General features: G+C 61.1%; 13 protein-coding genes. 10 read left to right on the forward strand and 3 right to left on the reverse strand.

Annotated features, from left to right (window positions below; all coding sequences use genetic code 11):
• Positions 1-56: 56 nt before the first annotated feature.
• The gene (gene xth / locus NNA36_RS08305; RefSeq protein ID WP_255106216.1) at positions 57-863 is read right to left on the reverse strand and encodes an exodeoxyribonuclease III; all 807 of its coding nucleotides are present in this window, start codon (positions 861-863) and stop codon (positions 57-59) included.
• A 408-nt stretch (positions 864-1271) separates the two neighbouring features.
• Here xth and NNA36_RS08310 point away from each other — a divergent pair, with 408 nt between their 5' ends.
• The 3 genes from NNA36_RS08310 to NNA36_RS08320 all read left to right on the forward strand — a co-directional run bounded on the left by NNA36_RS08310 (position 1272) and on the right by NNA36_RS08320 (position 3921).
• The gene (locus tag NNA36_RS08310) at positions 1272-1835 is read left to right on the forward strand and encodes a DUF6749 family protein (protein ID WP_255106218.1); all 564 of its coding nucleotides are present in this window, start codon (positions 1272-1274) and stop codon (positions 1833-1835) included.
• 68 nt (positions 1836-1903) lie between these two features.
• Complete coding sequence (locus NNA36_RS08315; RefSeq protein WP_255106221.1) at positions 1904-2980, forward strand: hypothetical protein; 1077 nt, start codon at positions 1904-1906, stop codon at positions 2978-2980.
• Positions 2977-3921 carry a DMT family transporter gene (locus NNA36_RS08320; protein WP_255106223.1) on the forward strand — a complete coding sequence of 315 codons (945 nt, stop codon included), beginning with the start codon at positions 2977-2979 and terminating at the stop codon, positions 3919-3921. Before NNA36_RS08315 ends, NNA36_RS08320 begins: the two co-directional genes overlap by 4 nt.
• 10 nt (positions 3922-3931) lie before the next feature.
• Here the strand turns inward: NNA36_RS08320 and NNA36_RS08325 are convergent, their stop codons facing one another.
• Positions 3932-4255 (reverse strand): iron-sulfur cluster assembly accessory protein, encoded by a 324-nt coding sequence (locus NNA36_RS08325; RefSeq protein WP_255106225.1) that lies wholly within the window; start codon positions 4253-4255, stop codon positions 3932-3934.
• Positions 4256-4358: 103 nt separating this feature from the next.
• On the opposite strand from NNA36_RS08325, the gene NNA36_RS08330 reads away from it, so the two are divergent.
• The 7 genes from NNA36_RS08330 (at position 4359) to NNA36_RS08360 (ending at position 11095) form a co-directional block, all read left to right on the forward strand.
• Positions 4359-5495 carry a deoxyguanosinetriphosphate triphosphohydrolase gene (locus tag NNA36_RS08330; RefSeq protein WP_255106228.1) on the forward strand — a complete coding sequence of 379 codons (1137 nt, stop codon included), beginning with the start codon at positions 4359-4361 and terminating at the stop codon, positions 5493-5495.
• A gap of 51 nt (positions 5496-5546) precedes the next feature.
• Complete coding sequence (gene argS, locus NNA36_RS08335; protein ID WP_255106231.1) at positions 5547-7292, forward strand: arginine--tRNA ligase; 1746 nt, start codon at positions 5547-5549, stop codon at positions 7290-7292.
• Between the two features lie 80 nt (positions 7293-7372).
• Positions 7373-8311 (forward strand): SPOR domain-containing protein, encoded by a 939-nt coding sequence (locus NNA36_RS08340; protein ID WP_255106234.1) that lies wholly within the window; start codon positions 7373-7375, stop codon positions 8309-8311.
• A complete protein-coding gene (nagZ, locus tag NNA36_RS08345) occupies positions 8308-9312 on the forward strand; it encodes a beta-N-acetylhexosaminidase (RefSeq protein WP_255106237.1) in 1005 nt (334 codons plus the stop codon). The genes NNA36_RS08340 and nagZ overlap by 4 nt, the downstream gene beginning before the upstream one ends.
• Positions 9305-10102: a ScpA family protein gene (locus tag NNA36_RS08350; RefSeq protein WP_255106240.1), complete on the forward strand. Its 798-nt coding sequence runs from the start codon at positions 9305-9307 to the stop codon at positions 10100-10102. Before nagZ ends, NNA36_RS08350 begins: the two co-directional genes overlap by 8 nt.
• The gene (scpB, locus tag NNA36_RS08355; RefSeq protein ID WP_255106242.1) at positions 10095-10802 is read left to right on the forward strand and encodes an SMC-Scp complex subunit ScpB; all 708 of its coding nucleotides are present in this window, start codon (positions 10095-10097) and stop codon (positions 10800-10802) included. Before NNA36_RS08350 ends, scpB begins: the two co-directional genes overlap by 8 nt.
• 80 nt (positions 10803-10882) lie before the next feature.
• Entirely contained in the window at positions 10883-11095 is a 213-nt protein-coding gene (locus NNA36_RS08360) for a hypothetical protein (protein ID WP_255106245.1), read from the forward strand.
• A gap of 78 nt (positions 11096-11173) precedes the next feature.
• Here the strand turns inward: NNA36_RS08360 and NNA36_RS08365 are convergent, their stop codons facing one another.
• Positions 11174-12322, reverse strand: a complete 1149-nt coding sequence (locus NNA36_RS08365) for an MFS transporter (RefSeq protein ID WP_255106248.1) — start codon at positions 12320-12322, stop codon at positions 11174-11176.
• Positions 12323-12395 lie beyond the last annotated feature (73 nt).

Below are 12395 nucleotides of genomic sequence, written 5' to 3' on the forward strand. Positions count from 1 at the left end.
ACACTCTTCTGGAAGAGTGTCCGGTGCTGTAAATTTTCCAGAAAATTTGACTATCTTCAGGCGTCGAGGTCGACCCAGACCGGAACGTGGTCGGAGGGTTTTTCGCGGCCGCGCACCTCTTTGTCGATCTGGCAGTCGCGCAGGAGATCGGCGCAGGCGGGGCTGAGCAGGAAGTGGTCGATGCGGATGCCGTCATCGCGGTTCCATGCGCCGGCCTGGTAATCCCAGAAGGAATAGTGGCCGGGGCCGAAGGTGCGGGCGCGGAAGGCCTCGGTGAAGCCAAGGTTCATCAGGCGTCGGAAGGCGGCGCGGCTTTCGGGGCGGGCGAGGGCGTCTTGCTGCCAAGCTTCGGGGCGGCGGGCGTCTTCGTCCTGCGGGATGATGTTGTAGTCGCCCGCCATCAGGAAGGGTTCCTCGCCGGCCAGAAGCTCCTGGGCGCGGGCGTGCAGGCGCTCCATCCAGCGCAGTTTGTAATCGTATTTCCCGCCGGGCACGGGGGTGCCGTCGTCCTGGAGTTCGACTGGGTTGCCGTTGGGCAGATAAAGGCCGCAGACGCGGATCGGGGTTTTGCCGATCACGGTCGCCTCGATCCAGCGGGCCTGTTCATCGCTGTCATCCCCGGGCAGGCCGCGGGTGACATCTTCGAGGGGCAGCTTGGACAGGATCGCGACGCCGTTAAAGCTTTTCTGGCCGTGGGTTTCGACGATGTAGCCGCGGTCTTCGAAGAGTTCGCGGGGGAAGGCCTCGTCGACCGACTTGATTTCCTGCAACAGGGCGACGTCGGGCTGGGCCTCGTCGAGCCAGGCGGGAAGGGCCTGTGCGCGCGCCTTGATGCCATTGATGTTGAATGTCGCGATTTTCATGTCCGTCTCCCTGCCGCGTTGATGCCTGTATCACGCATGGGAGACGCTGTTTCAAGTCTGTCTCTGACGTTGAAGCGCGGTGTGAAAGGCGGGGTCTGATGCGAATCGGATTCGGGGATTCGCGGGGGCGGATTCCGCCGATTCCGCGCACGGATTCTGGATACATGGAGAGAGATTCGTGGTAGAATTTGTTCGTGAACAGGAAAATATGAAGAATTTTCAGAAAAAAATGTGGCAAAATTGGAAACAATCGGAATAGCTTAGAGGACAAAGTTATCAGAGGATTGTGACTCAACCTTAACGTGTAACTTGAATTTTGAATCCCGATTTGGTAGAATTTTCCGTTTGAAAAAATAAGGCTGCGTGCAAGCCTGAACCCGCTCAAAACTTCAACTTGGAGGGTTCCAAATGCTCGCTCAAAAATCAGTCGAAATGATCTCGGAAACGGTTGCGGATAGCGCTGTAACACAGCACGAAAGCAACATCCATGACGGCTCTCACACCGAGATGTTCACCTCTGGTCTTTCGCCGGAAATGGCCACTGACGCCATGGCCGGAGACGGTGCCGAAATGTTCACCTCTGGCCTTGTGCAGTTGTACACCTCGGGCCTTGCGCCGACCGCATCGGCCGAAGCCGTGACCGGTGAAGGCGTGGAGATGTTCACCTCGGGTCTTTCGGCAAGCGGCACCTCGGCGGAAGCTGGCGAGGCCGTTGAAATGTTCACATCCGGTTTGGTGCAGATGTTCACTTCGGGCCTTGCCCCAAGTGCATCCGCCGAAGCGGTGACCGGTGAGGGGGTGGAGATGTTCACCTCGGGTCTTTCGGCAAGCGGCACCTCGGCGGAAGCTGGTGACGCTGTCGAGATGTTCACATCCGGTCTGGTGCAGATGTTCACCTCGGGTCTTGCGCCGCAAGAAGAGGCCAAGGCCGACGCCGGTGAAGGTGCCGAGCTGTTCACCTCGGGTCTTTGATCGCAGGCCATGACAACGGGGGCGCGGGGAAACCCGCGCCGCTGTGTCCGCAACCGGGGAGACACCAGATGACCAATGTCGTAAAACTCAACATCGCATCGCAACGGCAGACACAGAAAGAGCGTGATATCGCGCTGATGCAGTGTTTCGCCTCGCACCGCCGGACCGGGGATGATGTGTTCTGGCTCAAGGAGAATGCAGAGCTTCTCAACATTCTTGAGTGTTCGGGGCGCAAGCTGGCGGATGCGGACCTTGCGGCCTATCGCGGGTTTTATGGCCAGGTCGAGAAACGGCTTCAGTTCTTCCCACAGTATTATCGGTTCCTTCTGTCCATTTGCCTTGATCTTGAAGATCTGGGAATGGAGGGCTGGAAGGGCGAGGTTCTGGCGAATTGGGTGTCAGATCAAGGGTTTGCCCGGTCGGAACTTTCAGATCTTCAACGTATGGAAGCGCGTCGCCTGATGATGCGCCGGGGTGTTGATCCGCTGGCGGATTATCGGGGACTGGAAGATCGGGTACGGGCCTTCATTTCCCGTTCGGGCACCTTTTCGATGCCCAACAAGAAAGCGGCTTATGAGCTGACCCATGCAGTGTTTTACCTGTCTGAATACGGGCGCAAGGATCCGTGTCTGGATAGCGAAACGCGCACATCGCTTGAGTTCACGGGGCTTCTGGCCTTCCTTGAACAGAATGCCGATCTTTTGGCCGAAGTCTGTATCGCGCTGCGTTTTGGCGGGTTCGACGTTCCCGAGGTTTGGGAGGCCTGGCTGGTGCGCCATACCCATCTGTTCGGGGTGGAGGGCGGCGACCATGTCGGCGTTCAGGATGACTATCACGAGTTTCTTGTCTGCAACTGGATGATGCAGGCCTGCGGGCATCGAAGTTTCATTAAGCCGATGCTGGGAGAGCGCATGGCGTTTCGCCGGGCGCAGTCGAATGCCGGTCCGCTGCGTGAATTGTCGGAGTGCATGTTCAAGATGGACCAGCGTTCGGACGACTGGCAGGCGATGCGGCCTGTTGTTCTTGACCATCTGTCGGAAGACGCGCAGGCGGTGGTGTCCTGGGCGGAACATTCCTCGGACCAGTTCGACGCCTTTTTCCAAGGGTTCGCGCGGGCGGGGCAAGCAATGGGGAGGCTGCAATGACCGGATTGGGACGCACGACACTTCTGGGCACGGCGTTGGTCGTGCTTTACACGCTGGCGATTTCCTCGGCGGATGCTATCACGAAGTTCGTCGCGCAAGGTTATGCTGCGCCACAACTTTTTGCCTTTTCGGGGGCGGTTGTCGTGGCCATGTCGTGGATCGGCGCGAGGTTGAAGCGCGAGGGCCAGAGCCTGCGTACCACGTGTCCGAGGGCGATGGCGCTGCGGGCGGCTTTGACGGTGGTCGGATCGGTCGCCTTTTTCTATGCGTTCAAGCTTTTGCCCTTTGCCGAGGTCTTCGTCTTTATCGGCATGATGCCGATTTTCGCAGGTCTGTTTTCCGCACCGGTTCTGGGAGAACACGTGCGGCCGCTGGCATGGGGCGCCTTGGCGGCCGGGTTTGTCGGGGTTTTGTGCCTGTTTCCGGGCGGGTTGGCTTCGGTGTCGATTGGCCATCTGGTGGCGCTGTTTGCTTGTGTGACCGGAACGCTTTCGATGGTGCTGGCGCGCTATATCGGCAAACACGAAAGCAATTCCCTGGCGCAGGTGTTTTATCCAAACCTTGCCCTGTTCCTTGCCATGGCGATGGCATTGCCATTTGTCTACAAGCCGATGCCCATGTCCGATCTGGCCTGGGTGGGGGCCTATGCGGGGTTCCTGTTTGCGGCGCGTTGGCTTTCGGTGATCGCGCTGCGCCTCTTGGCGGCCTATGCGGTGACGCCCTTGATGAACCTGCAATTCGTGTGGATGGTGGTTCTGGGTGCGGTGTTTTTTGGCGAGGTTCCTGCAGCCAATATCTATCTTGGGGTGGCGATCGTGATCGCGTCAGGCGTGTTCCTTGTCTACGATCAGATGCAGCCGGAAGGCACGCCTTATCCGTGGGTTACGCGCCTTGGAGCGCGGTTTCCCATCCTCAAGTTCGTGGTGAAGACCGTCGACTAAAGGTTTGTGGTTACATCGAAAAGCTGGTTCCGCAACCGCAGGAGCTTGTGGCGTTCGGATTGTTGATGACAAACCGGGCGCCAATCAGTTCTTCGGTGAAATCGATCACCGCGTCGGTCAGGAACGGCAGCGAGACTGCGTCGATCAGTACCGCTTCGCCATTGCCCTTGAGGACGAGGTCATCCTCGTTCGGGGTGTCGAGCTTGATCTCGTACTGGAAGCCGGAACATCCGCCACCTTCTACGGCGACGCGCAGGGCCTGGCCCTGATCGGAGGCCCCGATCTCGGCAAGACGTTCGAAGGCACGGTCGGTCACTTTCGGCGGTAGCTGCATTTTGTCACTCCTGACAATGGGTTCGCGCGGGTTGCGGCATTCTGAAACGCCTCTAAGGTGCAATATATAGAAATGAGGACGACAGGCCACAAGGACCAAACCCATGCGTGCCGCATATGCATCTGATCCTGCCACCGCCCGGGGACGGCGGGTGCCGGAAGAGGAAAGTTCGTTTCGCTCGTGTTTCCAGAGGGATCGTGACCGCATTATCCATGCCAGCGCGTTTCGCCGCCTGAAGCACAAGACGCAGGTTTTTGTGGAGCATGAGGGCGACAACTTTCGCACGCGGCTGACGCATTCCATCGAGGTGGCGCAGGTGGCACGGACGATCGCCGGGGCGCTGGGGCTGAATCCGGAACTGACCGAGGCAGTGGCGCTGGCGCATGATCTTGGGCACACGCCCTTCGGACATACCGGCGAGGACGCGCTGGACCTGTTGATGGCGCCTTATGGCGGCTTCGATCACAATGCGCAGGCGATCCGGATCGTGACGGCGCTTGAGAAACATTATGCCGAGTTTGACGGGCTGAACCTGACCTGGGAAAGCCTTGAAGGGATTGCGAAACATAATGGTCCGGTTCTGGGGGAGTTGCCCTATGCCCTGGCCGATTATAACGCGATCCATGATCTTGCGCTGCACACCTATGCCAGTGCCGAGGCGCAGGTGGCGGCTTTGGCGGATGACGTGGCCTATAACAACCACGATCTGCATGACGGGTTGCGCGCGGGGCTGTTCACGGAAGAAGAGATTGCGGCCCTGCCGATTGTCGGAGAGGCCTATGTGGAGGTCGACAAGACCTATCCGGGGCTTGAGCCGATCCGGCGGCGGCACGAGGCCTTGCGGCGGGTGTTCGGGGTCATGGTGGCGGATGTGATCGATACCTCGCGGGCGCTGCTCGAGGAGAGCGGGGCGCAATCGGTTGCGGATATCCGCGCCAATGGCGCGCCGGTTGTGCAGTTCTCGAAGCCGCTTTGGTCCGATCTGAAACAAATTCGCGAATTCCTGTTCACCCGCATGTATCGTGCGCCGTCTGTTGTGAAGATGCGCAAGGAGGTGACGGAGGTGGTGAAGGATCTGTTCCCGACCTACCTGAATGACCCGAGCCTTCTGCCGGCGCGGTGGCACGCCGAGATCGCAGCGGCGAAGGATGAAACCACGCTGGCGCGGATCGTGGCGGATTACCTTGCGGGCATGACCGATCGCTTTGCGTTGCAGGAACATGCGCGGCTGATCGGTTGACCTGAGAGTTTGGAGTGGTAAACCCGCCTGCAAATCAAAAGGACAGGTCCGATGAACCTCTTTACGGAAATGCGCGCGCTTGTAATCGCGTCGCTTGAACAGATGCAGGCCGAGGGCGCGCTGCCCGAGGGGCTTGATTTCACCAATGTTGCGGTCGAGCCGCCGCGTGATGCGCTGCATGGCGACATGGCGACCAACGCCGCGATGGTGCTGGCCAAGCCGGCCAAGATGAAACCGCGCGACATTGCCGAGGTGCTGGCGGGCAAGCTGGCGGCGGATGCGCGTGTGACAAGCGCCGAAGTTGCGGGGCCGGGCTTTTTGAACATGCGTCTTGCGGCTTCGCTCTGGCAGGGGGTCGTGAAAGCCGCGTTGGATGCGGGCAGCGATTTTGGCCGCTCGTCGATGGGCCAGGGCAAGAGCGTGAACGTGGAATACGTGTCGGCCAACCCGACCGGCCCGCTGCACGTGGGGCATACCCGTGGCGCGGTTTTTGGCGATGCGCTGGCGAGCCTGCTTGATTTCGTCGGTTTCGACGTGACCCGCGAGTATTACATCAACGACGGTGGCGCGCAGGTCGATGTTCTGGCGCGCTCCGTATACCTGCGGTATCTCGAGGCGCATGGTCAGGACGTGGCGTTCGAGGACGGCACCTATCCGGGTGAGTACCTGATCGAAGTTGGTGAGGCGCTGAAGGCCAAGGTGGGCGATGCCTATGTTGGCAAGGGCGAAGATGTCTGGCTGGCCGAGATCCGCGAATTCGCGACCGCCGCGATGATGGATCTGATCCGTGCCGACCTGAAGGCGCTTGGCGTCGAGATGGACAAGTTCTATTCCGAGAAGTCGCTTTATGGCACGGGACGCATCGAGGCTGCGCTTGAGGCGCTGGAGAACAAGGGCCTGATCTATGAAGGCGTTCTTGAGCCGCCGAAGGGCAAGAAGCCGGAAGACTGGGAGCCGCGCGAGCAGACCCTGTTCAAATCGACCGAACATGGCGATGACGTGGACCGTCCGGTGAAGAAATCGGATGGCGCCTGGACCTATTTCGCGCCGGATATCGCCTATCACTATGACAAGGTGACCCGCGGCTATGATGCGCTGATCGACGTGTTCGGCGCGGACCATGGCGGCTATGTCAAACGCATGAAGGCGGCGGTTTCGGCGCTGTCGGACGGCAAGACGCCGCTGGATATCAAGCTGACCCAGCTTGTGAAGCTCTGGAAGAACGGTGAGCCGTTCAAGATGTCGAAACGCGCGGGCAACTTTGTGACGCTGCGCGATGTGGTGGATCAGGTTGGTCCGGACGTGACCCGTTTCGTGATGCTGACCCGCAAGAACGACGCGCCGCTGGACTTTGATTTTGACAAGGTGCTGGAAAGCTCCAAGGACAACCCGGTGTTCTATGTGCAATATGCGCATTCGCGGGTGTGCTCGGTGATCCGCAAGGCCGAAGAGGCCGGTATCACGGCAGATGACGCCACCCTGTCGGCGGCCGACCTTGGCAAGCTGGACAGCGAGGCCGAGATCAACGTGGCCAAGAAGATTGCCGAGTGGCCGCGTCTTGTCGAGATCGCGGGCCGCACCAACGAGCCGCATCGCGTTGCCTTCTATCTCTATGAACTGGCAAGCGAATTGCACAGCCACTACAAGAAGGGTGACGACGATCACAGCCTGCGTTTCGTGCAGGAGGGCGATCCGGCCACATCTCAGGCGAAAATCGCGCTGGCACGTGCCGTTGCCATTGTTATTTCTGCCGGTCTTGGTATTCTTGGCGTAACTCCTGCGCAGGAGATGCGGTAAAAAACAGCACGTCGCGCGGGGTTGAGGCAAAGGCAAGATGACCCCGGCGACAACGTATCGCCGCGGCAGCGAGGCGATACATGGCTGAGATTCCGATGGGCGGGCAGGCAATGCCCGCTGCAGAACCAAAGTCTATTGGAACACTTGTGAACTGGGCCGGGGCGGCAGTGTCGCTTGGTCTGGTTGTTGGTGCGTGCGTCTGGGGCTACCAGCTCATGGTGCGCGATGTCAGCGGTGTGCCGGTGGTGCGGGCGGTCGAAGGGCCGATGCGCGTGCAGCCGGATGACCCCGGTGGCAGTCAGGCCGCCCATCAGGGGCTGTCGGTGAACACGGTTGCCGCCGAAGGGACTGCGGGTGCGCCTGCGGACCGGCTTGTGCTGGCGCCGCCGCCGATCAAGCTTGCCGAAGAAGACGCGGTTGTGACGCAGGTGAGCCTGCCGGGTTCTGCTGCGGCTCCGACACGGAATTCGAACACGTCCACGCAGGCCGACATTGTCGCGCCGCCGCCGATCACGATTGGCGAGGACGGCGATATTGATGCACTGGCCGAGCAGATTGCTGCCAATGTGGCCCCGCTGAGCGCGCCGGAGCCTGCGCCGCTCAAGGAGACCAAGGTCGAGAAATCCACGCCTGTGGTGAAAGGCGGGCTGGGGCGGTCGCTGCGCCCGCAATTGCGGCCTGCTGATCTTGGGGCTTCGGTCAAGGTGGCCTCGGCCGCGCCAGTGGCCCCGCCGAGCATCAAGGATGTGGCCAGCGATGCGGTGCCTGCAGGTACGCGCATGGTGCAACTGGGGGCCTATGCCAGTTCGGATATTGCCAAGAAGGAATGGGACAAGCTGAGTGCGAAGTTCGGGGACTATCTTGGCGACAAGACGCGGGTGATCCAGAAAGCCACCAGCGGCGGGCGCGTGTTCTATCGTTTGCGGGCGATGGGCTTTGCGGATGTGAGTGATGCACGCCGCCTGTGTTCTGCGCTTAAAGCCGAAAACGCGGATTGTATCCCGGTGACCTCGCGGTGAGCCGGTTCGGAGCGACGATCCTTGGCTGCGAGGGCCTGCGCCTGAGCAGCGGGGAAAAGGCCTTTTTCCGCGATGTACGCCCGTTTGGGTTCATCCTCTTTGCCCGCAATATCGAGAGTGCCGATCAGGTGCGCGCGCTGTGCGACGAGTTGCGTGCCTGTGTCGGGTATGATGCGCCGATCCTGATTGATCAGGAAGGCGGGCGGGTGCAGCGGTTGCGCGCCCCCCTGGCAACCGAATGGACGCCGCCGCTTGAGTTTGTCGAGGCCGCGGGGGAGGCCGCCGTGCGGGCGATGTACCTTCGCTACCGGATCACGGCGCATGAATTGATGGCGGTGGGCGTGGATGCAAACTGCGCGCCGCTGGTGGATGTGGCCTGCGCCGAAACGCATCCGTTTCTGAAAAACCGCTGTTATGGCATGACGGCCGAGACCGTGGCCGCGCTTGGCCGCGCGGTGGCGGATGCGATGGCCGATGGCGGCGTGTATTCGGTGCTGAAGCACATTCCGGGCCATGGGCGGGCGCAATCTGACAGCCATTTGGACCTTCCGCGTGTGAATGCGCCAGCGGAAGACCTGTTGCAGGATTTCGCGCCTTTCAAAGCCCTGAATGATCTGCCGATGGGGATGACCGCCCATATCGTCTACGAGGCGCTGGATGATGCGCCGGCGACCACATCGCCCAAGGTGATGGGGATGATCCGCGAAGACATCGGCTTTGACGGGCTGATCATGACCGACGACATCTCGATGAAGGCACTGTCGGGGCCATTGGCAGACCGCGCGCGTCAGTCGATCGCGGCGGGCTGTGATGTGATCCTGCATTGCAACGGCGATCTTGGCGAAATGCGCGAGGTGGCCGAGGCCGCCGGAGACATGACCGGGGCTGCCGAGAGACGGGCAGAGGCGGTGCTGAAGGCGCGGCCCGTGCCTCAAACTGTTGACATTGCGGCGCTCACTGCCGAACTTGAAGCCCTGATGTCAGGGCGAGAGAATGGCTGAGGAAACAGGGACCCTAAATTTTGGCGATGCGGTGGCGGCGCGGCTTGCAGCCGAAGCGCTGATCGTGGACGTCGACGGGTTCGAGGGACCGCTTGACCTTTTGCTGACCCTGTCGCGCACCCAGAAGGTGGACCTGCGCAAGATTTCCATTCTTGAACTGGCAAAGCAGTATCTGGCCTTTGTGGAAAAGGCCAAGGAGCTGCGGATCGAACTGGCGGCGGATTACCTCGTGATGGCGGCCTGGCTGGCGTTCCTGAAATCGCGCCTGTTGCTGCCGCCGGATCCCACGGAAGAGGGGCCGACGGGCGAAGAACTGGCGGCGCACCTTGCCTTTCAGCTTGAGCGCTTGCAGGCGATGCGGGACGCTGCGGCCAAGTTGATGGCGCGGGACCGTCGGGGGCGTGATTTCTTTGCGCGCGGCATTCCCGAAGATGTGACGCGCATCAAGCGGGTGCATTACACGGCGACCCTTTTGGACCTGATGCAGGGCTATGCCCGTATTCGCACCAAGGATGAATTCCGCCCCTTCGTGATGGACCGCGATTCCGTGTTCACCATGGAAGAGGCGCTTGAGCGGATGCGGGGTCTGATCGGGTTTGCCGGACAGTGGACCGATATCCTGAGTTACCTGCCTGCCGGTTGGGAGAACGATCCCAAGAAGCGGCGCTCGGCGACGGCGGCGACCTTTGCGGCCTCGTTGCAGCTGGCCAAAGAGGGGCAGGTGGATATCCGCCAGACAGAGAACTTCGCACCGATCCAGGTGCGACGGAAAGAGCAGAACGATGTCTGAAGAAATCGAAGAAAACCAAGTGGATGCCGCAGAGGATGTGGCAGAGGACGCGGCGGAGGATCAGGAAGAGAGCCTGTTCGAAGCCCCGCCCATCGCCGAACAGGAGCGGATGTGTGAGGCGATCCTGTTTGCCAGCGCAGAGCCGGTGACGGTGAAGGAATTGAACGCGCGGATGCCGCATGGATGCGACGCGGCCGAGGCGTTGGTGCATCTGCGTAAACGCTATGAAGGGCGCGGTGTGCGCGTGGTGCGGGTTGGGGATGCCTGGGCGATGCGCACGGCGCCGGACCTTGGCTTCCTGATGCAGAAGGAAATGGTCGAGACCCGCAAACTGAGCCGTGCCGCGATCGAGACACTTGCCATCGTGGCCTATCACCAGCCGGTGACACGGGCCGAGATCGAGGAAATCCGGGGCGTGAGCGTGAGCCGGGGCACGGTGGACCAGTTGCTCGAGATGGAATGGATCCGTTTTGGCCGTCGGCGCATGACGCCGGGGCGGCCCGTGACCTTTGTCGTGACGGCCGAGTTTCTGGACCATTTCGGCCTTGAGAGCGCGCGTGACCTGCCGGGGCTCAAGGAGCTTCGGGCCGCTGGTCTGCTGGAAAACCGCCCGCCGCCGGGCTCTATGCCATCGCTGACGCCGGAGGATGACGAAGAGGACGCAGAAGCGCGCGGTCAGTCGGAAATGTTCGAGGAATAGGTGGATTTTCGCCGTAGTCTTACTTTTTCCACAATTATTAACTAGATTACCTTGAAGTGACGAAACAAACGGAGGGCGTCATGAACGCGAACCGTATTATCAATATGATCCTGCGCATGTTCCTGCGCAAAGCCGTGAACCGGGGTGTGAACGCCGGTATCAACGCCATGTCGCGGTCTGACAGTGCAGGACGTGCCACCCCGCAGGAACAACGCAAGGCGCAGAACCTTCAGTCTGGCGCGAAACAGGCCCGAAAGGCCGCGCGCATGATGCGGCGGATGAATAAGTTCTGATATCTCAGGGGGTTGCCCCTTGGGGTGGTCGTTTTAGGACACTGGAAATGCCCGGCGATAATGCCGGGCTTTTTGCTTTCAGAGCGAGGGTTCCAGTGTTCGCTTGGCTTTTAGGCGGGCGATGAGGGCTTCGGATGCACCAAGGACGGCAAGGCCCGCCGAGGCCAGGATGCAAAGCGTCAGGCCGTCGATCTCGTAGAGCGGGCGGAACAGGACCGTCGCGCCGAAGACGCTCAGGTACATGACGCAGGAATTCAGGCCCATCACCGCGCCCCGTTGAGAGGGGTCAAGCATGCTCAGGCGGCTGACGGTGAGGTTGAGGCCAAGGTGTTGCAGGACGCCCCAGCCGAACATCAGGGCAATCAGGGCGGTGTAATCATGCACCCAGCCCGACATTAGCGTGTAATAGGCCGCAAGGGCCGAGAAGACCGCGAGAAGGCCACGGCGCGGGCCGGCGCGGTCGAGCCAGGGATCAAACAGCATCGCCGCCCCAAAGCCGAGGCCATAGGAAAGAGTGAGCCAGCCAGCATCGCTGACGGGGCGTGAAAGGTGCTCGGTGAGGTGTGCGCCAAGGTAGTTGTAGATGCCATAGAAGCCCGTTCCGAGGGCCGCGACCGAGAACAGGGCGGGCAGGATGCCGGGCACGCGCAGGCCGCTGATGGGCGAGGTTGGATTGGCGGCGGGGGTATGGGCCGGAAAGGTTGTGGCCCGCAGGACCGCGAAGATTGCCAGCAGACCAAGGGCAAGGGTTGCGAAGACGGCGCGCCAGCCGAAGAAATCGGCGATATAGGCCGAAAGGGTGACGCCGCCGACCATCGAGACCGTCCAGCCGGTGAGGACAAAGCCAATGGTGCGGGCCTCTTTGCCGGGTTCTGCAATGATCGCGGCCAGCGAGTAGATCGCGGGTAGGGCCATGCCGACGGCGATACCGGCGAGAGCCTGACCCGCGGTGAGGACAAGGAGGGTGGGGGCTAAGGTGCTGAGGCCAAGACCTGCCAGCAGGAGCACCAGCGCCTGAACCAGCGCCTTGTGGGGGCCGATGCGGTCGGCGCGCGGTGCCAGCAGCAACGCCGAGATGGCGACGCCCGCGCCGTAGAGGGCGGCCGCGGTCATGACATCAGCAGGGCCGGACGCGCCAAGACCAAGGGCCACTTCGGCGGCAATGGGCGACAGGACGAGCGAGTTGGCCCCAATCAGACCTATGGAGAGCATCAGCAAGATAATCATCGGCGGTTCACTTGTGCGGCTGAATTGCGTTAGGTTGTAGAAGATACTGCAAAACAGAATTCAGGGAATGGGT

The sequence above is a fragment of the Shimia sp. CNT1-13L.2 genome, assembly GCF_024331145.1.
GTDB lineage: Bacteria > Pseudomonadota > Alphaproteobacteria > Rhodobacterales > Rhodobacteraceae > Shimia.

Bases quoted from the DNA above. Each gene is read 5' to 3' on its own strand.
- xth (WP_255106216.1), bottom strand. From the start codon at position 863: ATGAAAATCGCGACATTCAACATCAATGGCATCAAGGCGCGCGCACAG.
- NNA36_RS08310 (WP_255106218.1), top strand. From the start codon at position 1,272: ATGCTCGCTCAAAAATCAGTCGAAATGATCTCGGAAACGGTTGCGGAT.
- NNA36_RS08315 (WP_255106221.1), top strand. From the start codon at position 1,904: ATGACCAATGTCGTAAAACTCAACATCGCATCGCAACGGCAGACACAG.
- NNA36_RS08320 (WP_255106223.1), top strand. From the start codon at position 2,977: ATGACCGGATTGGGACGCACGACACTTCTGGGCACGGCGTTGGTCGTG.
- NNA36_RS08325 (WP_255106225.1), bottom strand. From the start codon at position 4,255: ATGCAGCTACCGCCGAAAGTGACCGACCGTGCCTTCGAACGTCTTGCC.
- NNA36_RS08330 (WP_255106228.1), top strand. From the start codon at position 4,359: ATGCGTGCCGCATATGCATCTGATCCTGCCACCGCCCGGGGACGGCGG.
- argS (WP_255106231.1), top strand. From the start codon at position 5,547: ATGAACCTCTTTACGGAAATGCGCGCGCTTGTAATCGCGTCGCTTGAA.
- NNA36_RS08340 (WP_255106234.1), top strand. From the start codon at position 7,373: ATGGCTGAGATTCCGATGGGCGGGCAGGCAATGCCCGCTGCAGAACCA.
- NNA36_RS08350 (WP_255106240.1), top strand. From the start codon at position 9,305: ATGGCTGAGGAAACAGGGACCCTAAATTTTGGCGATGCGGTGGCGGCG.
- scpB (WP_255106242.1), top strand. From the start codon at position 10,095: ATGTCTGAAGAAATCGAAGAAAACCAAGTGGATGCCGCAGAGGATGTG.
- NNA36_RS08360 (WP_255106245.1), top strand. From the start codon at position 10,883: ATGAACGCGAACCGTATTATCAATATGATCCTGCGCATGTTCCTGCGC.
- NNA36_RS08365 (WP_255106248.1), bottom strand. From the start codon at position 12,322: ATGATTATCTTGCTGATGCTCTCCATAGGTCTGATTGGGGCCAACTCG.